Origin of the sequence: Flammeovirga sp. EKP202 (genome assembly GCF_014534745.1) — a bacterium.
Classification (GTDB): Bacteria; Bacteroidota; Bacteroidia; order Cytophagales; family Flammeovirgaceae; genus Flammeovirga.
Genome location: NZ_JACVVP010000059.1, coordinates 1 through 22,271, shown reverse-complemented (window position 1 = coordinate 22,271; position 22,271 = coordinate 1). Strand labels below are relative to the sequence as shown.

18 protein-coding genes are annotated in these 22,271 nt (G+C 34.1%); 3 read left to right on the top strand and 15 right to left on the bottom strand.

Translation table 11 applies throughout. The annotated features are described in order from the left end of the window. Positions 1–260 precede the first annotated feature (260 nt). Both IC221_RS24775 and IC221_RS24770 read left to right on the top strand, forming a co-directional pair. Positions 261–2,540: a 7TM-DISM domain-containing protein gene (locus tag IC221_RS24775; protein ID WP_188171524.1), complete on the top strand. Its 2,280-nt coding sequence runs from the start codon at positions 261–263 to the stop codon at positions 2,538–2,540. Between the two features lie 149 nt (positions 2,541–2,689). Beyond that, a complete protein-coding gene (locus IC221_RS24770) occupies positions 2,690–3,883 on the top strand; it encodes an acetate kinase (protein WP_188171523.1) in 1,194 nt (397 codons plus the stop codon). Positions 3,884–4,051: 168 nt separating this feature from the next. Here the strand turns inward: IC221_RS24770 and lysS are convergent, their stop codons facing one another. From lysS to IC221_RS24700, 14 genes are all read right to left on the bottom strand, one after another. Next, entirely contained in the window at positions 4,052–5,806 is a 1,755-nt protein-coding gene (gene lysS, locus IC221_RS24765) for a lysine--tRNA ligase (protein ID WP_223241482.1), read from the bottom strand. A gap of 220 nt (positions 5,807–6,026) precedes the next feature. Further along, entirely contained in the window at positions 6,027–7,139 is a 1,113-nt protein-coding gene (locus IC221_RS24760; protein WP_188171522.1) for an AraC family transcriptional regulator, read from the bottom strand. Between the two features lie 297 nt (positions 7,140–7,436). Then, positions 7,437–8,018, bottom strand: coding sequence for a uracil-DNA glycosylase family protein (locus IC221_RS24755; protein ID WP_188171521.1), 582 nt, complete (start codon positions 8,016–8,018; stop codon positions 7,437–7,439). Positions 8,019–8,076: 58 nt separating this feature from the next. Then, a complete protein-coding gene (locus tag IC221_RS24750) occupies positions 8,077–8,619 on the bottom strand; it encodes a hypothetical protein (RefSeq protein WP_188171520.1) in 543 nt (180 codons plus the stop codon). An 82-nt stretch (positions 8,620–8,701) separates the two neighbouring features. Further along, positions 8,702–8,965 (bottom strand): hypothetical protein, encoded by a 264-nt coding sequence (locus tag IC221_RS24745; RefSeq protein ID WP_188171519.1) that lies wholly within the window; start codon positions 8,963–8,965, stop codon positions 8,702–8,704. 193 nt (positions 8,966–9,158) lie between these two features. Then, complete coding sequence (locus IC221_RS24740) at positions 9,159–9,875, bottom strand: hypothetical protein (RefSeq protein ID WP_188171518.1); 717 nt, start codon at positions 9,873–9,875, stop codon at positions 9,159–9,161. Positions 9,876–10,205: 330 nt separating this feature from the next. Then, the gene (locus IC221_RS24735) at positions 10,206–12,503 is read right to left on the bottom strand and encodes a hypothetical protein (RefSeq protein ID WP_188171517.1); all 2,298 of its coding nucleotides are present in this window, start codon (positions 12,501–12,503) and stop codon (positions 10,206–10,208) included. Positions 12,504–12,922: 419 nt separating this feature from the next. Then, the gene (locus tag IC221_RS29625; RefSeq protein WP_223241481.1) at positions 12,923–14,305 is read right to left on the bottom strand and encodes a nuclear transport factor 2 family protein; all 1,383 of its coding nucleotides are present in this window, start codon (positions 14,303–14,305) and stop codon (positions 12,923–12,925) included. An 89-nt stretch (positions 14,306–14,394) separates the two neighbouring features. Then, entirely contained in the window at positions 14,395–14,928 is a 534-nt protein-coding gene (locus tag IC221_RS24725) for a hypothetical protein (RefSeq protein WP_188171516.1), read from the bottom strand. Between the two features lie 135 nt (positions 14,929–15,063). Continuing rightward, complete coding sequence (locus IC221_RS24720; protein ID WP_223241480.1) at positions 15,064–15,966, bottom strand: helix-turn-helix domain-containing protein; 903 nt, start codon at positions 15,964–15,966, stop codon at positions 15,064–15,066. A gap of 697 nt (positions 15,967–16,663) precedes the next feature. Continuing rightward, positions 16,664–17,209: a hypothetical protein gene (locus IC221_RS24715; RefSeq protein ID WP_188171514.1), complete on the bottom strand. Its 546-nt coding sequence runs from the start codon at positions 17,207–17,209 to the stop codon at positions 16,664–16,666. Between the two features lie 477 nt (positions 17,210–17,686). After that, positions 17,687–18,157, bottom strand: coding sequence for a GNAT family N-acetyltransferase (locus IC221_RS24710; RefSeq protein ID WP_188171513.1), 471 nt, complete (start codon positions 18,155–18,157; stop codon positions 17,687–17,689). Between the two features lie 41 nt (positions 18,158–18,198). After that, positions 18,199–18,912 (bottom strand): AraC family transcriptional regulator, encoded by a 714-nt coding sequence (locus tag IC221_RS24705; RefSeq protein ID WP_188171512.1) that lies wholly within the window; start codon positions 18,910–18,912, stop codon positions 18,199–18,201. Positions 18,913–19,049: 137 nt separating this feature from the next. Continuing rightward, complete coding sequence (locus tag IC221_RS24700; protein ID WP_188171511.1) at positions 19,050–19,739, bottom strand: SUKH-3 domain-containing protein; 690 nt, start codon at positions 19,737–19,739, stop codon at positions 19,050–19,052. A gap of 287 nt (positions 19,740–20,026) precedes the next feature. Here IC221_RS24700 and IC221_RS24695 point away from each other — a divergent pair, with 287 nt between their 5' ends. Then, positions 20,027–21,274 (top strand): IS91 family transposase, encoded by a 1,248-nt coding sequence (locus IC221_RS24695; protein ID WP_367397784.1) that lies wholly within the window; start codon positions 20,027–20,029, stop codon positions 21,272–21,274. A 301-nt stretch (positions 21,275–21,575) separates the two neighbouring features. On the opposite strand, the gene IC221_RS24690 is transcribed toward IC221_RS24695, so the two are convergent. Then, positions 21,576–22,169, bottom strand: a complete 594-nt coding sequence (locus IC221_RS24690; protein WP_188171509.1) for an acyl carrier protein — start codon at positions 22,167–22,169, stop codon at positions 21,576–21,578. Positions 22,170–22,271: the final 102 nt, after the last annotated feature.

Here is a 22,271-nt window from a genome sequence, read left to right as displayed (position 1 = left end):
CTTAGGTGGGGTATAATGTTGCTGTTCTTTAAGTATAGACAGCTCACAATGAGGGTTAAACAGCCATAAATCACCTTTTATCTTCATACATTTAAGGGATATAAATACAAATAATCAAACAAGATGGTTTGTTAATCTCTCTACTCAAAGTTAAAATAATCAAATTATTTATTGGTATTGTTAAATGTTATTATGATCTTGTAAAAAAATTAATAAGCCAATTTTTCTGTTTAGACTTTTTAAAACTCATCATAATTGATATGCTTAGGTTTTTATTCTCATGCATAGCTACGCTTTATGCAGTCAATTTACTAGCAGGCATAAATGAACACAAACTCACTTTAGAGGAATCAAAACCTTATGTGAATGCTGCTTCAAAAGCTTACTTTTATATTGATCCGACAAACACTATGGACTTTTCTCAAATTTCAAGTCCAACCTTTTCAAAGTTTACAGAATGGGACAATAGTTCTTATGTCAGTTTTGAATACGGTCAATCTACCTATTGGGTAAGAGTTGATATTGAGAATGAAAAGAAAACAATGAAGCCCGACTGGCTCTTGGAGGTAAACTATGCACCTCTGGATTTTGTGGACTACTATGTGGTAAAAGATGGAAAATTGATTGATCATGTGGCAACAGGAGATCATGTAAGTTTCAACCACCGACCAATTCAACATCACAACTATGTATTTCCATTGCAAGTGGAAGGAGAAGGTGTGACAAGTATGTATCTAAAAGTAAAAACGGATGGTTCTGTTAAAATTCCAATGCGATTGTACCGCCCTTGGAAGTTTGCGGAGATTAATTCTAAATATGAAGTTGGTTTCGGTTTATTTTTCGGAATCTTATTAATGATGGCTGTTTTAGGTCTTATCACCTACCTTCCAACGAAAGATATCAGTTACTTGATTTTTCCGATTCCAATTATTGCCAAAATTTTATTTACGTTTTCATTATCAGGGCATACTTTCCAATTCCTATTCCCTAACAATATTTACTTGGCCAATAAAATTACGCCTTTATCTATTGGTATTTGGATGGTGGGTGTCTCGTGTTTTAACTTATACTTTTTAAGGCTCAAAAGGCTCTCACCGATTGCACATAAACTCAACTACGGAGGTTTAGGTATTGGTGTTATCGCTATTTTTGGAGCAATATTTTTACCCTATTACACGGCTATTCAAATTGTAACGGGAACTTCGATTCCATTTACGATGCTTTCTCTAGGCGTTGGTATTACCTCTTATGTAAAAGGCAATCGATTTGCAAGCTATTACATTGCCTCATTTAGTATTTATCTTACTGCACTTTTACTATTTGTCGGTAGAATGAAAGGTGTAATTCCTGACAACCTTCTTACTTCAAGGATTTTGGAATATGGAGATGTAATTATGGTCACCCTATTATTTACAGCTTTGAGTAAAAAATATGCCATTTACCGAGAAGAAAAGAATATTGCAATTAAGCAGATGCTTCAAATGGAATCGGATGCCAAAGCAACATTAGAAGTAAAAGTCACTGAAAGAACTTTGGAGCTTCAAAATGCTACAGCTGAACTTGAGGAACAAAAAGAAGAATTAGAAACACAAGCCACTCAGCTTGTTTCGAAGAATGAGGAAATCATGGCACAATCAGAGACACTACAATCACTGAATAACGCCATGAATGAAAAGAATGATGAGCTAGAGCAACAAAACGAAGAAATTGCAGCCCAAAGAGATATGGTAGAACAGAAGAATATTCAAATAGAAAGAACTACCAAAAACCTCAGAGATAGTATCAATTATGCAAAGCGTATTCAAAATGCTATTTTACCTGCTGATGAAACTCTAAGTAAGGTTTGGGAGGAGTATTTCTTAATGTATAAGCCAAAAGATGTTGTATCTGGAGACTTCTACTGGACCTATGAGAATGAAGCCGAAAATAAGTCAATTCTTATCGTTGCAGACTGCACTGGTCATGGTGTTCCTGGTGCTATGATGTCAATGATTGGTGATGGATTCCTACAACAGATTGTAAAATTGAGAGGCATCACTTCTCCTGCTCGTATTCTATTAGAGATGAATGCCAGCCTTCACAATATGTTACAAATCGATGAAAGCACTAGTATTAGAGATGGTATGGATATGGGTGTGATCGTTTGGGATAAGGCCAATCAGAAAGTACACTTTGCAGGAGCACATACGCCTTTAGTCTTTGTACAGAATAATACTATTTATAATATAAAAGGAGAACGTTTGAGTCTGGGTTCTTGCAATAAAAAATTAAACATCAAAGAGCACATCATTTCTTTAAAAACAACAACTTCATTTTACCTTTTCTCTGATGGATATCAAGATCAATTTGGAGGAGAAAATGATCGTAAAATCTCCAGCAAAAGATTAAGAGAGCTAATTCTTATGGTCGCTTCGAAACCTATGGACCAACAAAAGATCGCTTTAGAAAACTTTTATGAATCATGGGTAAATGCAAATAAAAATTCTACAGGAAAACAAATTGACGATATATTACTTATGGGAGTTAAAATAAAACCATAAAATATTGTATAAATATCTTAAAGAAGCACCCTTTTGTGACTGTTACTTTTTAACATTTGCAAAAGGGTGATTTTTATCGCTGTAATTCTATGAGATAGTTGTGATATTAGTTCAACGAAAAATTTTATATCATTTACTACGCATTAAAAGTGAAAATTCTCATACTTAACTCTGGTAGTTCTTCTATCAAGTTCCAACTTATCGAAATGCCTTCAGAAAAGGTCATCGGAAAAGGATTGATAGAAAAGATTGGCTTACCAGACGCTTCAATTACAGTCAAGAACAGCGAGGGACGTAAAGAAATAATCCGATTAACAATACCAGACCACTCTAAAGGAATCGAATTTTTATTAAGCATCATTACAGATGAAAAGCTTAATATTCTTTCTTCACTAGAAGAATTATCAGCGGTAGGACATAGAATTGTACACGGTGGTTCTACGTTCTCAAAAAGTGTTTTGATCAATGATGACGTAATGCACGGCATCACTTCGTGTATTGATTTAGCACCACTGCACAACCCTGCCAATATCAAAGGTGTGGAAGCCATTGAAAGAGCTATTGGTAAGATCCCACAAGTTGCAGTGTTTGATACAGCATTCCACCACACTATTCCTGAACAAAGAGCCGTATATGCTTTACCGATCAGCTTCTTTAAGAAGTATGGTTTGAGAAAGTACGGTTTCCATGGTACGAGTCATCAGTATGTTTCTGACCGTGCTAAAGAATTGTATGGTGAAGACAGAACTTCTAAAATGATTACATGTCATTTGGGTAACGGAAGTTCACTTGCAGCTATTGAAGATGGCAAATCAATCGAAACTTCTATGGGCTTCTCTCCTACGGATGGCTTGATGATGGGTACGCGTTGCGGATCTATTGATCCAGGTGTTATTCCTTTCATTGCAGATCACGAACACCTTGATGTAAAAGGTATTTCGAATCTTATCAATAAAGAATCAGGTCTATACGGTGTTTCTGGTGTTTCTTCTGATTACAGAGATGTATCTATCGCTGCAAGTAAAGGAAACGAAGATGCTGACCTTGCCTTAAGAATGTTCCATTACGATGTAAAAAAATATATCGGTACTTATATGGCTACATTAGGAGGTTTAGAAACTATCATCTTTACTGGTGGTATTGGTGAAAATGCCATCAACGCAAGAAAAGAAATCCTTAAAGGATTAGAAGGACTTGGTATCAAGCTAGACCATAGTAAGAACGAAGCAATAATGGGTGAAGAAGCTGTAATTTCAGCGGAAGACTCAAAAGTTAGAGTTGCTGTAATTCCTACGAATGAAGAAGTGATGATCGCAAGAGATACCTTCAACTTAGTAAAGTAAACATTCCACTCACATCTATATTAGGCTTTGTACTTTTCATTAAGTATAAAGCCTTTTTTATTTACCAATTCTGATACTCTATAAGCTCATGTTTTTGGGCATAGAAAAAGCTACCCTCATTGCTGAAGGTAGCTCTTATATCATTGACTACTATTGTAGTATTTTTGACTAGCTGTTGGCTGCTGCTGCCTTGTCAATCCATCCTTGAACCGCGTCTTTCGAAGGGTTAGGGATTTGCTTCAATTTCAATTTCTTCTTCATACCGATGAAGTCATTCATCAATTTACCTACTGCTTTATCAGCAAGATCAGAAATCATATAGAAACCTAATTTGTGCATCACGTTGATTAAATCTTTCTCAACACCGATTGCTGCCCACTCTTGCTCCGAAGAAGCTACAGGCCATTTTTCAGGACGCATTTGAGGGAAGAATAAAACTTCTTGGATAGAAGCATTGTCCGTCAACATCATTACTAAACGGTCGATACCGATACCTAAACCTGATGTTGGAGGCATACCATACTCTAATGCTCTTAAGAAGTCTTGGTCGATGAACATTGCTTCATCATCACCCGCTTCCATTAATTTCATTTGCTCCTCAAAACGCTCTCTTTGATCAACTGGGTCATTCAACTCAGAGTAAGCATTGGCTACCTCTTTACCGTTCACCATCAATTCAAAACGCTCTGTTAATTCAGGATTATCTCTATGACGCTTACATAAAGGAGACATCTCAACAGGATAGTCAGTAATGAATGTTGGTTGGATATAGTTACCCTCACATTTCTCACCGAAGATCTCATCGATTAATTTACCTTTACCCATTGTCTCGTCATGCTCAATACCTAACTCGTCACAGAATACACGTAATTCTTCAACAGATTTACCGTTGATGTCTTTACCTGTATGTTCCATGATTGCCTCTGCCATTGTTACACGACGGTAAGGTGCTTTGAAAGAAATATCATTATTGCCAACCTTCGCATCAGTTGTACCATTTGCAGCGATAGCAACGTGCTCTAAACATTGTTCCGTGAATTCCATCATCCAGTTGTAATCTTTGTAAGCTACATAGATTTCAACGGCTGTAAACTCAGGGTTGTGCGTTCTGTCCATACCTTCATTTCTGAAGTTACGAGAGAACTCATATACTCCATCAAAACCACCTACGATTAATCTCTTTAAGTATAATTCGTTGGCAATTCTTAAGTATAAAGGAGTATCTAAAGCATTGTGGTGAGTAATGAACGGGCTAGCTGCCGCACCACCAGGAATACCTTGTAATACTGGAGTATCAACTTCTAAATGTCCATGATCATTAAAGAAGTTACGCATAGCGTTGATGATTTTCGTTCTTTTAACGAAAGTCTCTTTTACTTCTTTATTGACTACTAAATCCACATAACGTTGACGGTATCTTAATTCAGGGTCAGAAAATGCGTCGTGCATTGTTTCATTACCATCCTCGTCTTTTGTTACCTTAACGGCAGGAAGTGGTTTTAAGGCTTTAGATAAAACTTTTAGTGTTTTGGCATGAACAGTAGTTTCACCTACTTCTGTTTTGAAAACAAAACCTTCAATACCGATAAAGTCACCTCTATCTAAAAGCTTCTTAAAAACCGTGTTATATAATGTCTTATCCTCTCCAGGACAGATTTCATCTCTATTTACATAAACTTGGATACGACCTGAGGCATCTTGTAATTCTACAAAAGCTGCCTTACCCATCGCACGAACACTCATAATACGACCAGCAATAGACACTGTTCCATAATCATTAGGACGACGATCGAAATTCTTATGAATATGTGCTGCTGAAACGTTTACATCAAATTTTTCCGCTGGATATGGATCGACGCCCAAGTCCATTAGCTGTTGTCTTTTTTCTCGACGGAGTACTTCTTGTTCGCTAAGAATTTGCATTTTGATTGTTTTTTGCTCAACGTCAGAAATGCATAACCGAAAACCCCTTCGGTTACTATACATTACTGCACAATTTCAAAAGGCGAAAATAATAGAATTTATTGGAACTAGGAGGATTGATTTTGAAAAAAACAGGGAATCATTTAAAATTTAAATCTATTTTCAATTAAATGACAAAATTTGTTTGCTTTTAGTCTATTTGAAGAGCATTTCGTAATACTTAAACAGCAGTTCTTGGCTTCGTTCTCTTTTTGTATTGATGAGGTGTTTCTCCCGTTTCTTTTTTAAAAATATAGTTAAAAGTTGATTTAGAGTTAAAGCCACAATCATAAGCAACAGCTAATAAAGTGAGATCTTGATTTTCGATTTGATGTACTCTTTTCTTGAATTCTTCTACCCTATAGATATTAATAAAGTGATAAAATGATTTTTTAAAACCTTGATTAAGGATAATGGAAACCTTTTTCGTGGAAAAGCCCACTTTCGTAGATAATTTTTCTAAGGTCAACTCATGATCTAAATACAACTCTTCTACCTCCATCACTTTTTGTAGGTATTCCATATCACTCTGTAGTCTATTCGACTTGATAATCGTTATTTTTTCAGGTTCTTCAATCTTCACTTCTTTTGTGAAATGCGTAATTCTCTCATAAAAACCTTTTAACCCTAACCAATAAATCACAAACGCCAAATAGAGAAATAAAATGTAATAATCTGAATAAGGTCTTTCGTAATTAAAGAAAATAAGATCCACTAAAGACAAAACAGCAAATAAGATCCACCCTACAGACCATCCATAGATAATTTTTTTCATCCATATTCTGTTTTGCACATCAGCATCCGAAATCTCTTCTTCTTCATCAATCGTTCTAAAAGTCATAAAAGCATACACACTCATAGAGAAAACACCAACTATCACTTCTAATTTACCATAGCCGTTGAGAACCTCAAAAACGCCCACTTTAAAGTAAAATTGATCAATCATATTGAATACCCTTCCAATAAAGAAAATAAAAGAGGGCAATAAGTGTTTTAAAGAATTAAAATCGAAAACATAGTTTAATGTACAAATAGACCTTGTGTATAAATACAACAGTGGTCCTATCATCAATAAGTAGGTCAACGGAACACTTTCTAATAAAGGATGTTGTTTTAATACTTGCATATCAGACAATACATGACGACCCATAGTCAATGCAATACAAGCAATTAACGCTGATAACAAATAGTTTGAACTTTTACGACCTCTATGAAAAAAAAGTATTACAAGCGAAAATATCACCCCTTGAACAGCACCTACAATGCTCAAGAAGTTATAGATGTTGAAATTCATGTTATGAAATAAAAGTTAGTCTCAAGCACAATGTAATAGAAATATTTGAATTTATTTACATTTTATTCAATTTGAAACAGATTGTAACTAATCCTCATTTTTTGTAACACTTAAGGAGGACTAAAACCTACCTGCTTTACACTTTATAGATGAATACATTCATCATTTTAAGTGAATAGTTTATTACATTATCCACTCAATTTCCAATTACTTTCAAACAATATTCCTACAGTTTTCTATATTCTAATTTTTATTGATCACTTGGGTTAAAAATTGAGGTTCTTTATTATTCTTTATTTAAGAGCAAATTTTCTCTATATCACTTTTTAAAACAGGTAGTAATTCAACTTCAAACCACTCGTTTTTTCTTAACCAAATATTGTTTCTTGGAGAAGGGTGAGGCATCACAAAATATTTTGGGTAATATTCCTTCCAATTTTTGACTGTAGAAGTTAAGTTGGGTTTTCTGAGTTCGCCAAGAAAGTGTTTTTGTGCATACTGTCCTATTAAGAGGGTGAACTCTACATTTTTGAGCTCTTTCATGATTTTTGGCAACCACTTCTGAGCACATATCGGTCGTGGTGGTAAATCACCTGATTTTCCTTTACCAGGAAAACAGAAGTCCATGGGGACAATTGCTACTTTATCTTTATTGTAAAAATCTTCTTCTGAAATACCCATCCATTCTCTTAGTCTTCTACCACTAGCATCATTCCAAGGAATTCCTGATTCTATTGCTTTTACTCCGGGAGCTTGGCCTACAATCAGAATTCTAGATTGTGATGAAAAATTTAGAAGTGGTTTTGAGTTGGGAGGGTCACATCCTTTACAAATATCTGAGTTGATGATTTCATTTAATAATAGTTCAGCTGAGTCCATTTTATTTTTTGGGTTGTTTTGAATTCAAATTAGTTTAAACCTCAACGAAGAAGATAAATCAGTACTTATTTCTATTTAATAAGTACTCCTTTTGAAACTTTTTTATCAGTTTTGAGAAAAGTTCACTTTTGGAGCTAATACATTCTATGTTGCCGAATATAGATGATCCAATTGGGATAAAATATTCTACTTGAGAGCCTGCTTTTATCAGCATCGCATCAAAGTAATGCCGTTCAAAATTTGACGAACAGATTTCATAAATAACATGGTTCTCTTTTAAAGAATCAATAGTATCAAAAATACAATTCACTGTACTAGTAAAAACAACTTGTTCTTCTTCTATTTTAACTTCAAAAAAACATTGTTCACCTTGTGAGTAAAGGGTATAAGATTTCCGACCCATTCCATTAATAGTTAATAGTGTCATCATAAACTTATGATTCAAATCGACTTTATTTAAATCTAAATACTGTAAAGAAAAGTCATTCATTTCTTCTTCTATGATTGTACAACTTTGTGCATTTGAAACTGAAATAGTTCCATATAACACAACTATATAAACAATTAGTATGGAGTTCCATTTTATGATTACTTTTTTCATTACAATAGTTCTTTTATAACTCAATAACTTTATCTCAAAACAATAACATTTATATGGCTTAGCCCTTAAGGTAAATATAACATCACAAAATAATTACCTCTTTACCTTTTACTTCTTCAGCCGTCCATTTTGTTTCTTTTTTTATTCTTATCACAATTTCAAAGATGTTATCTGAGAAAAGCACGTTTATTTTATCAAAGGATACTATTTCACCAAGAATTTGACTTTCAAAGACAATACTTCTTCCATTTATTATTTCACCTGTTGTTTGCTCGCATACAAAGATTAAATTATCAGTGTTACTTAAATCTCTAAACACGCCAGTAAGTTTTAATCTATTACCCATCTTATTTTTTTAAAGAACATTAGTTCATATTGATACTATTCTTGTTTCTGTTCAAGAAATCATGGATATATTTTATTGTAATAAGTTTCAAACTTATACAAGTCTAAAATTCGTAATGACGCCTTTCGGCTTGACATCACGAACAGTTCTATTGAGACAATTAGATAGATCTATTGTTGACTAATAATATGAATTAATTCCTCACATAAACGACCTTTCTCTTCCTCAAAACCTTTAACAGATACCTACACAATCTGCCTAAAATCATATCACCGCCAATATAAATAAACATGGCTCCTATGGGTGGGTTGACAGTTTGGAAGATCCACTGTTTTTGATCCCATTTCCATACTCCATAATACGTTCCGATTATTTCCAAATATAACACCAATGCACTCATCACAAGGTAGAAAGGCATGTAATTTCTTCGCCAAAGGGCCCAGAAGAATAATGCTCCTAGAGCTAAACTTAACGTGTCTTTGAAGTATAGAATTACTATTGCGAAAAGTAAAGTATAAAAACCCATCATCCATTTTTTGAATTGAAGAGCGTTGGAAAGAATAGAGCTTTTCTGGGTGATGTTCCATCCCAATGCAAATATCACTGCATGACCAAAGGGCACATACATCGGAATTTGTCCACCTCTATAATCATACATATCCATCCATACACAGCACAACATTTCACCTAACCATGACAAAGGCACCATGACCGTCATTAAAAATCGAATACGTAATGACGACAAGAAGAATATGATGACAAATATGCTTAAAACAGATACTGTGGAGATTATTTTTCCATCGAAGAAATTTTCATCAAAGTAAGGGGAATCAAAAAATAAAATGGGAATCCATAAAAATGCAATCCCAACAAAATAATAGAAAGATTTACTGTAATTGTTAGTGTTCATAGTAAAGCGTTTGTTTCGCATCGATTGTGTCAATGCTTAATTTCCCAAAATTACAGCTTTTGACTTCTAAGCCTAGATTTTTTGCTTCGTTTTTCATCAATTGAAAAATGAAGAAGTAGTAAGCTTGAAAGTAGATCCTATAAATGCTTACAGAAATGCAAATTAAAAGTTGATGATAATTTAGTTTACAATGTAATTAAAATAGTTTTAGAAAAATATACAGAAAAGGCTGATAGCTCACCAATATCAACACCTATAAAAGTAATCCATATCAGTGGACTATCAGTACCTCAAACCTAAGCCAAAACCTTTTCCTACTCTGCTATGAATTTATTTTAAAGTCACTATTTTTTCTTCATTTATCTCCAATTCTATCTTTTCAAAATCAGCATAATTGTTCCAGCCCATTGCTTTATTTTTTTCTGAGTCAATAAAGACTGTACATGTTGCCTTATAATTCGTTGGATTCTTCACTCGAATACTAACTCCTGCATTATCCAATTTTACAATTGATGCTTCTAGATTATCAAAAACAGTGATGGATGATTCTTTTGTATCAACATAAATACTTGGTACTTGAACCGTTATTTGCATTAGAGCCACCTCCACCCATGGTGATGTATCGTAAAGGTTGCCACCAACTAGGTTTTCACCTTCCCAATTACTAATATTTACACGCTCACAAACATAGCCTGGCTTAAAATGTGGTGCCAACAGTTTTTCTTCGGTAGAGACATACTGCATGGAATTGTAAGTTATATCTTTTAATAATTCAAGATACAATAGATTACTCGTTGCTCTATATAGTTTAAGTAAAGCATCCCCTGAGTAGTTACATATCGCTGGAGCACCGTGCTTATTTTGTGCATTGGCCCAAACTGCTCCTGTTGATTTCGCTTTAATTTTTCCCATTGGGCTATTTTTAGGAAATGGAAAATCATAAGAGGTGGTATAGGTTGCAAAATAAGCCGCAGCATGTTCACCCATCATTGTATATTTTTTATTTCCTGTTAAATCATACAATGCCATATAACCTTCCAATAAAGCAAAAGCTGACTCTGAATCAGGACATTGCATCGCCTCTCCTGGACCACCTGTGGTATAACCGTTTTTCAGATCACGATTGTAATAGAATTCGGCAGCCTCTTCTGCTATTTTAAGGTATTTGTTTTCTTTAAAATATTCTGATGCCAAGGCAAGTGCTGAAATACTTGATGCTCCAGAGGTTGAACCATAAACGACCAATGTACCTGTTTTGGGATCGAAATATTGACCAAACTGACCGTGCTGCTCCCATAGATTTACCAATCCGTCTGCTAGCTTTTGTGCTTTGGCCTCAAACTCAGCAACCTTATTTTGATACATCTTATTATTTTTCAACAACATTAACTCCTGAAGCAAAAAGTAAAGTGCATCACCATTTTTTCGAGTCAAGCCTATGAATGGTTCCTTAAACGGATTTCGGTAATCATCACTATACAACTTTCCATCTTTATACATGCCATACATTAGACCCGATTCGCCTTGCATATTATTCAAGATGTTGTCCATAGTAAGAATAGAACGCTCCTTACTTAATTCGTTTCCAGCAGTAAGTAAAGTTTGCTGTTCCATTAAACCTCCTATCCAACCGAGTTGGACACCACTATACCATTTGCCATGTTCATGGTTGCCTGACTGAATATAACATTGCATCTTGTTATTCCATCGCTCACTATTATGAAGCTTTTCCTGGATTTCAAACATTTTACTAAATGGCACTGAAGGAACGAATTCATTCGTTGCTACCATTGATTTCCTCACCTTGAAATAGTTCGTCAGTAAATCAATTGGTGCATTAGAATTAAACTCAAACATTCGAAAATTGATCTCAAAAGCATCCGATTGTTGATCGTTGTAAACATCGGGTTGTCCATTTGATGACAGAATGATGGAGCCTACTGTGCGATCCTCACTTTCTTTAATTTCGATATTAAAATTTCGACTTGGCTTTATCAATAGCAAGAAGCTTTTCTGAAGTTCAGGACTGTAAAACCCAATTGCAGGTGTACTGGCATCATTGAGTTTTCGAATTAGTTTTGAGGGACCTTCATCACTATTTAAATGCGGGACATAATGAGCAATCCTTGGTGCAATATCATGGTAACGGTCGGCTTCATCCACTACCACAGTTGGCCAATTCATCTGCACTACCTTAAATCGATTACCATTATACACAGAAGCGGGAATGAACACATAGTTTTCTTTACTCCATTTGTCAAAACGAAGTTCTATTCCTTTTTCTAATTGTGAATTAATTTTACGGTCTGGAAAAATGCGTACCTCTGCATCGATCGCCTTATCATTCCCTTCTACCTTTTTGTAATTAATATCGCATTGCCATTTTATATTGTTGGAATTAAATTCGTCTTTGCCTTCTTCTATCTTGAAATAAGAAACATTGGATAAAGTATCAGTTCGGACAAAAGGCTGAAGCTTACCATATACATCAGTTAGCACCTCTGGTTTATTAATACTATTTTTTGTTCCACAAGAGTAGAGTAAAAACAAAAAAGCACTTAACACATGGAAAGTTAGCTGCTTATTTCTATTGTAAAAACCAAGTAATAAATATGTTTTCAATTTCATTTCCTCAAAAGTTTTGTTTGCACTAATGAACACCTATTTGAATCTAAAAAAGCTGGTAGGATATCAATGTATTCAACTATTCTATCTTCCAGTACTTGTATCAAAAAATCTACTTTCAATCATTGACAATAGACGTTCATTTCGATGAATCAAAACTATAGTATGTGATAAAAACATGATTTACCTATTCTTTCAAATCCTTGGAATTTTATGACATAAGGGCTAATAATGAATAATTTGAAAGAATAGGCTAATTCCGAAAATAGCCATTTAAAAAAATAGGCATAAAAAAATGGAGTCATCCCTTTATTATTGTAGTCATAAAATTAGGGATGACTCCTGTTTTAATTATTCTATATTCAGATTGTAAAACTTATTCTTTATTTGAAGAAAAATTACATTTTGATTTTCAGGGGGGATTAAAACTTCCCATTATCATTTTTCCATTCTGATTTTGGTGGGATAGGTTGTATCACATCCCAATGTTCCACTATTTGTCCGTTTTCTAATCGGAATAAATCATAATAAGCTACATGGGCACCTGGTGCTTTGCCAAATTTACCTTCGCTCATCGTCAATACGAAATTGCCTTCTGCTAATACTTTATGTACTTTATCATAAACCATCACCATATCATTTTCAGCAAAGTATTTTAAAGCTGCACCTAAACCATCCAATCCGTCAGCTACGGCTGAGTTGTGTTGGATGTACTTTTTAGGATTGACAAGTGTCGTCAAATTGTCCATTTTCCCATTCAACAAAACTTCATCAACAAATTGCTTGACCACCTTTTTATTAGCTTTTGTTTTATCCTTGTCTGTGATTTCAGTGGCTCCATCAAATTGAGTTCTACCACTTGGATTTGGTGGAGTTACTTCTGTCAAGTTATCCCAATGTTCAACTATTTTTCCATTTTCAAATCGAAAAACATCAAAAGCAGCTTTTGGTCCGAAAAAATCATACTCGGTGTGTGTAAATACATAATCACCATCCTGAAATACCCGTACAACATTGGCCTTAAAACCACCTTCTGGTGCATTTTTCATTACCGCTCCAAAACCTGCCAAACCATCACCAACATCTAAATTGTGCTGAATGTATTTTTCAGGATTGATGTAGGAAATTGGCGTTTGGTCGCCCGTGTTAAAGCTATTCAGTAGGGCTACAGTTTTATCTTTATTTGATAGATCCATATTTAAAAATTTGTAGCGTCCCATGTCTATAGATTTCTGGTCCATTCTTGACATAAAATCTTTTGAAATTGGAGCTTCCATGAAGGGTTGTAAGGAAGCATCTGATAGTGCTTTATTTTCCCAATAAACAGCAACGACTTGTTCTCCTGCTTCATTCACACCTATCAATCGTTGTAAGAAACCTTTCTGTTTTCCAGTAAAATCAGTTTCTACTTTTTGATTAATAAACTGGAATTGAGCAATATCCGTCCCTTTTTTTACATCAAAGGACATAATTTCAACAAATTGGCTATTTTCCGCATTGAAAGATTTATCCATAGCATATCTTGACATTTTCATTGTCGGTGCGTCGATCATTTGGGCATAATTGGCTACAGTGGCATCCCCCATGAATTTACTCATGGATGCATCGGCATCAGCTACACTTTTCCAATACACTACTACAACATAATCTCCTTTCTCATCCACACCACTCTGACGGGTAATAAATCCTTTTTGCTTACTTGTAAAGTCGCTTTCCACCTTTGCATCAAGTGTCGCAAAAGTAGTGGGGCTAGCATCATATTTGATGTTGAAAGTTGTAACTTCCATTATCGTTTTACCTTTCATTGAATTTGAATTTGTAGCAGTTGCACAACTGGAAATATACAGAGACGTTACTAGCAGAAAGAATGATTTTAAAGTGATTTGCATACCATTTAATTTAAAGTGATTGTAAATTTCTGGTCTGGATTAAAGTCATAACCTTCGCTTATCTCCACTACCAATACTTTTTCAGAATCTATTCTGAGCCTTACATTAGGGTTGCTTGAGGTAAAGCCTTTCACATTTTGAGCATTTTCAAAAGTAAGATAATATCGGTCAAATGTACCCGCTTCAATAATTCTCCAGAACCCAGAAAAAGTAGGATCATCTTCTGGAGCAATGACATCGAAGGTGATTGTGGTCTCGCTGATATTAATATCGTACAAACCGATATACGCGGGGAATTCAACAGAGGAAGAAAGGGTTGCGTCGGCAGCAAAATCTCCTGCATTCATGCCTGAAATTACTGCAAAATCCATCTCGTCATCATATCCAAATGCTGGAGATTGAAACGTGTTGTTTACATTTACTTCTGAACCCAAAGTGACAGGTGATACAGTCACATCATCATCGTCATCACAAGAAGTTAAGGTAGCCAACGAAAAAATGGCACCTAAAAACAAGAAATTTAGTTTTAAGAGTCGCATTGAAATAGAGTTTATATAAAAATTGAAACAGAGTCTTCGGTAAAAATCATGAAACAAAGTTACGGGAAAGAAAAACGATATTGATGATCATAATAATCCTAAAAACTGTCAAAATGGGAAAGTTGTCAATAAAGTTTAATGTGCTTGGCGAAAAATCTTTGGTGAGCTATTGGTAAATTTTTTAAAATACTTAAAGAAATTCGTGGCATCGCTAAACCCTGACATGTAAGCGATTTCTTTGATGGAATGATCGGTACTAATGAGTAATCTTTTTATCTGCATGATGCTTCTTTCATCTATAAAAGATTTGGCAGAGACATTCACCACCTCATTCACAATGTTATTGAGTGTTTTAGTGGAAACGCCCAACTTTTCTGAAAAATACTGGACTTTTTTACTTTTGAAACAATCTTCTTCTACCAATTTATGAAAAGCCAGGAATTGGGACATATATTTTTTTCTTTCAACGAAATCCCCTGCTTTATCTTTGATACGAAATAATTTTATAATCAGAACGTGCAAAACACTTCTTGTTATTCCAATCGAAAAAACATCCTTAGCATTATATTCCAATTCCAACTGCTTTACCAAAACCATAAAATCGGAAAACTCATTCTTATTGTTAAATTCTATTTTAGGAAAACTAAGCGATTCGTTGAACAGTTGAAATGCTTTTAAGGCTTCCATTTTGTTCAAATGTCCAATGATAAATTCTTCGGTAAAAATGAGTAAATATCCTTTAACATTAGTACTTCTAAAAAATTTTTGGATTTGATCTTTTCGCACCAAAATCACTGTCCCTTCCTTATAATTATAATCAGTAAAATCAATGGTATGGTAGCCCTCCCCTTCATAGACAAAAAGAATGACATAGAATTTCACAAGGTGATTCTTACAAACATCATGGTCTAAATCCCTCTGTAAAAGTTCTTCAATTTTGAGAATATCAAAATAAGAATTGGGGTTTTCTTGGTTATCGAAGATTACCTTAGGTAATTTTTTTATCCTTTTTTTTGCTTGTAGAGAACAGTTTCGCATACGCTCAGTTTGGGATAGATAGATAAATACATTATTATCTCTAAAACAAAGCTTATATTAAAGTAGTTCAGCTTAATACAGTAAGTACATTGTAAACTAAATTATCGTTTACTTTCAATCAATATTTCTGCTAGCTTTCTAAGGTCTACTTTCAAGCTTCCTTCTTCTTCATTTTTCCATTGATGAAAAACGAAGCAAAAAATCTAGGCTTAGAAGTCAAAAGCTAAATTTCATTTTCCTCGCCTCAATGATTTTAAACTCGCTAAAGCTCAAATTGGAAAATCATTTTTAACGGCTCAATTCATGAAATTCTTAACGCATTCCCTTCAAGGCCGGGGAGAATACTACCAAACTAAAATGGTAAAAAGTGCAATGGCGCGAATGTTAAGCGTCAGCGTCATTCGTGTCCTTCAGATCATCAGAAATCTCCTGATTTCTAAAGACCATGAATATTCGAAAACTTAGTTTACAAAGTAAAACTATCCTTTCAGTTTTAAATTCGTAATTAATGCTTGTGCTTTTAGGTTAAAAAATGATAGGGAAAACGATCTATAAGAAAGTTCTCAACGAAAAAAGACCTCCCGAGTAATCGAAAAGTCCTTCCTAATTTCCATACAGCTGAGTGCATGAAAAATTCACCATCTTTGTTTAACTAAGGTTTTGGATCTGAAGACCAAACTAAGCCCTAATTTTTAGCTTACGTATTTTCATTTAAAAGTTTGTGTTCTACTCCAACCCTCTTATCTGAATATATAATTAAATCTCCTGTCAAACTTATTAATTCATTTTCTATTAAGAATCCTGCGTTACTAATATATATTCTTTCACCATTTTGAAAAGTGATTTTGATAGAACTTACTACATCGACTTTGTTACTTGATTTGACATCACATTTGTAGTAAAAATCATGAACTAGATCGTAAGCAAGAATTATTTTATTCGATATTCTTGACCAAGATGATTTTTGGGTAGTCAAGCACCTATGTGAGTGATGTAGTGATTGATTCTGAATTGAACGAAGCCATAGATTAGAATTATTGTCATCAACAGTAATTTCAAAGATTTGGTAGTTGTCGAATTCTAAAAGTACTGCTCCTTGGGATAGATAGTGAAACCTAAAATCATCCAAGTAGTCGCCAGAACTTCCATATTCATCAATGTAGTATACATGAAGTAATCTTCTGTTTAGAAGAATATCCCATATATTTTCATTTTTAACTATATGTCCATCAATAGGTTTCATTGTGTGTTTTTATCTGTAAGCTAACTTGAATACTAAACTCGTGAGCGGTTGTGCAACCATGATTGGAATTTAGTTGATGTTGAACAAAAACTCCGATATCTAAATCCCTCAATTTCTACACTTTACATCTCATTAAATTCAATACCACCTTAAATTTAGTAAGATAAAAATAAGAACTATACGAAACAGAGCATTTAATGTTCCTGGTTTCAACGAGATGTACAATGAGGTATACCTTTAAGTGGAAAGTCAGAGTCTACTTTTGATGATTGCATCAAGTATATTGCTAAAATTGCTTTACATTTTAACAAAACTCCTCTTGAACTTCCCGATGATGAAATTAATGATTATCTGCTTAAGCTCAAAGAAAAAAGACTTCCAGAGTAATCGAAAAGTCCTTCCTAATTTCCATACAACTGAGTGCATGAAAAATTCACCGCCTTTGTTCAACTAAGGCATTTTTTTTGTGCGCAGTTTTTATTCCGTCAATTTCTTCCAAAAGACAATTTTGTCATCTCCTTTTTCATAAAACTCTGGGATTACTGCTTGTTTTGTATAGTCACATTTAATGTAAAATTCCCGTGTCAACTTAAACTCTGGTTTCCCTGATGTTTCTACTATTAAAATTCGGTTGCCTTTTTCTTTCAACTCATTTTCGATGTATTCCATCATTTTCTTTCCAATTCCTTTGCCTTGTTGATTTTTATGAACTGCAATCGCATAAAGATTATAGGTTCCTTCGGTCAATCTTTCAGGTGCACAATAGCCAATCGAAATGGGCTTTCCTTGTTGGATTGTCGTAAACCAAATATCCGTTGATTTCTCGTTGCTCAAATAATCGCTTATCATATCATCGAGCAAGTAGGATGGGAACAATTCGCTCGAATCAAGTACTTTCTTTAATTCTGGAATGTCCTTTTTCTCCACTTTTCTAATTTGTTCGTTCATTTTCTTTGCTTTTGAGTATAAAAGTAGAATTAAGCAACTTACTATGATTGTAAGATTCTGCTATTGTAGGCTTTTGAAGGACTTACGCCCAAAACAGTTTTAAAGGAATTGGTAAAATGGGCTTGGTCAAAAAATCCACTCTGTATTGAAACGTCTGTCAAGTTAGTGTTCTTACTTAAATACAGATTTATTGCCTGACGTAATCTATTCCAAACAAGATATTTTTTTATTGAAATTCCGATATGTTCTTTGAAAAGGTGGGAAAGTCTGCTGTTTGATAGAAACACCTTTGAAGTCAACTCCGAAATTAAATCTTTGTATTCAAGTTCATTCTCCTCAATGAATTTGATGCTTTCCACAATTCGCTTGTCCGTTGGTGTTTTTAAGTCAATTGTTATTGCAAGGTTTTTTACTTCTGAAAACAGCTCATTTTTATTCACAATGTTAGTCTTTGAAAAAACACCGTTCTTAAACTTTATTCCCTTGTTTCCCAAAAAATCAGTTAATTTCAAATTATGACTCTCTATCATTAGCATTCTGATAGAACAGTCCTTTGAAAATACTTTATGTTCGATATTCGAGTCGATAATTGCAAAAACCAAATTCTTATTTATCTGCCCATTAGATTGTAGTGAAAAAGTTCCATTTGTTGCACTTATGATTTCGACAACAGGATGTGAATGACTTTCTGTATTCAATTCACCAAATTCAAAGCTATAAATCCCTTTCTTTATGTCAAAATCGTGAATTTCCATTGATAGATTTCGGTTATCTTAAAATGTGTATGACTTGGCTAAAAAGCATTTCGAAGAACTTACGTTCTGCTTACTAAATAGCTACAAGCTTTTTATTTTTTTTCAATCTGTAGCAAGCATGCTTAAATGCAATAAACTTAACGCTTTTTTAGCCTTTGTCTGCTATTTTTTTCACTTGAGTTTCCTATAAGTTCAAACTTCCCTTCTTCATCTATACCAAGCAGATTCTGTATCATTTTGGAAAACTCTACTCCCTTAAATTGATAAAGTTTAATGCTTTCAATATCATCTAATTGATAATAATTGTTTTCGTCATCTACATACAAGGCTGAATTGTAATCATCAATATTAGCAAAACAAATTAGTTGCTTATCTAATCCATAACTTGCTCCATTATTTATTCGTTCAACAGTTTCAGGAAATTTGATATTTCTTGGAGTCCAATAATCAGATTCATAAGTTGTGATTAACTCTAATCCTCCAAACTCGGAAAGAATATTCCAAGCATGTTTTAATTCAGGTTGTAAATTTTTTGTTTCAACAGCATTTTTCATTTTCCTACCATCGAACCAGCCTGCTTGTTCTAAAGTCCTATGATACTTGAAATTTTTCAATTCCTCTAAATCAATACATTTTCCCAATAATGGTGATTTGGTTGCATAAACACTATCTTTATCATTAAAATCTACGTTGATCAAGTCAAAAAAGCAATCAGAGCCTAATCTAGATTCTAGCTCTGAGTTATTATATACCCAGGATTCAAATTCTTTTACAGAGACATTACCTGATAGGAAATTTAAAATTTTTCTTTTATCTGCCTCTTCCATTTTATCTATCAATAATAATGTAAAGTAAAGCCTGATCGCTCACTCAAATTAATAATTATAAAAGTAATCAATTTTGGTAAACTATCAGTACCCATTTCTATCAATCACAAGTACAGTTTTTAAATCATATTCTTATAAGTCAAAAGGTAATTTAACTTCAATGTCTTTCTTTAAATTATTCAAATATTCTTCTCCTTCAAAAGAAATGCTAGTTTCTATGAAGTCATGTATTGCACTTTCATTTAATTCTAATGAATTTATATTGAACATGGCAACAAAGTGATTTTATGACTGACCAAAGTCTGCAGTTTCATCATCTTCTTCTGTTTATATCAACCTTACAACTGTCAAAAAATCCAATTCCTTCTCGCCTTTCGACAAGATTTATGAAGCCAAAAGTTGAGATCAGCCACATTCTCAATCGGCAACAATTTTGGAGGACTTCTACTCATTTTCTCAGCAGACAGAAATTCGACCTGCATGCCATGACGCTTTGTAGGACGGCTAAACTCGGAAGGCATATCGACTACTGTGAAAAGTGTAGTGAAGTAAGAATCTCCTACAACAGTTGCAGAAATAGAAACTGTCCGAAATGTCAGGCAACCTATAGAGAAAAATGGATCGCAAAACGGGAGGAGGAAGTGCTGGACGTCCCCTATTTTCATACTGTATTTACAGTACCTCATGAATTAAATGACCTCTTTCTGCATGAGCCTGAATTAATGTATAACCTGCTTTTCAAAACCGTCTGGGAAACAGTCAGAACATTCGGAAGCAAAAGTCTAGAGGGAGAAATGGGAATGATCGCAGTACTTCATACTTGGGGGCAAAATTTGAGTCTGCATCCTCATCTGCATTGCATTATTCCGGGAGGTGCACTTTGCAATGGTAAACATTGGAAGGGCAGTGACAAAACGGGAAAGTACCTTTTCCCAGCGAAAGCATTAGCAAAAATGTTCAGGGCCAAACTTGTAGATCAAATAAGAAAGAATGATACATCAAAAGCGTATATTGACCAAAGTATAGCGAAAAGTTGTTTCGAAAAAGAATGGGTAGTTTACGCAAAAAGACCGTTTGGAGGAGCAAAACAGATCATCGAATATCTTGGTAGATACACGCACAAAACTGCCATCTCAAACCACCGGTTATTGGATTACTCACAAGGAAAAGTCACCTTCTCTTACAAGGATTACAGAACCGGTGCAAAGAAAAAAGAAATGACACTCTCGGATGTAGATTTTATCAAAAGATACAGTATGCATCTACTTCCTAAGGGTTTTAGGAGGATCAGACATTTTGGATTTTACAACGGAGCCATCAAAAAGGTCAAAATAGAGAAAATCAGAAAGTCTATCGGTCAGAAAACTCCAAAAAAAGTAGAATGGGACTGGATCAAACTGTCAAGGGAAAAACTGGGTTATGATCCATTGGTCTGCCCCTGCTGTGGAGAAAGGTCGATGGTCATTATGCCACGGTTCGCTGCTCAAAGAGCCCCACCAAATAAAGAAACGGAAGTAGAACGCAACCTCAATTAGAAACTGACCCTCTCATTTTTTTGCTTATGAAAATAAGCCTGATAGGCTACACCCTAAACTTTCCAAAAGCAGGCGATTCAGTCCTAATTTCATTATTTATTTAGGGCTTTTAGGGTAAAAAATGTGAGGGAAAGTGATCTATAAAAAAGTTCTCTACAAAAAAAGACCTCCCGAGTAATCGAAAAGTCCTTCCTAACTTCCATACAGCTAAATGCAAGAGAACCACACCGCCTTTGTTCAACTAGGGCTTAATTTTTGGGTCTGAAGACCAAACTAAGCCCTAATTATTGGCAAACGTTTTTTAATCTATTCCTAAATCATATCTTATGGAATGTTCCAATTCTATTTCATTAATTGGATTACCCATTTTATTATATATTATTCCGATGATTACCCTTTCAACTTCATATTTATTCGTGATCTTCTCAAGATTTATAAGTTCTTTATAATTTAAAGATACTATCCAATTAATTAACTGTTTAACCGTACCATTTAATATTGGTGTTGAACGTTTTCTAATCTTGATACCTAAAAATTTAACATGTGAATCTAAGTTTGGACTAATATCTAGAGATGTTAATTCTGGTAATTTAAGACCTATTTCTGTTTCAAGTAATTTCCAATTTCTTATTAAATTTTTATTACTGAACAGTTCAAATAATTTTGTTTCAGGTATAATAATAGTTTCGGTAAAGTTCAATTTTTTAATAGCCTTTTTAACTCTATTAAATATTTGATGTGAGAGACATTTTTCATTTCGTTTAGTTATGACTTTCCTATAAACAGAATTTGAAAAGTCTTGTACAGTGTTTATTTGTTCTGCTTCTGACGCATTAAACCGTATTCTAAATGTATCTTCAACAAAAAACAATAATTCTACCGAGTCTAATCCCATTTCTTAGATTTCATTTTATGTTTGCCAACAGTTGAGGTAAGTTTTGTCTCTCAACTATCCTCTAAATTATAAAATGTAGTTCGAATTATAAAACTTACCGAA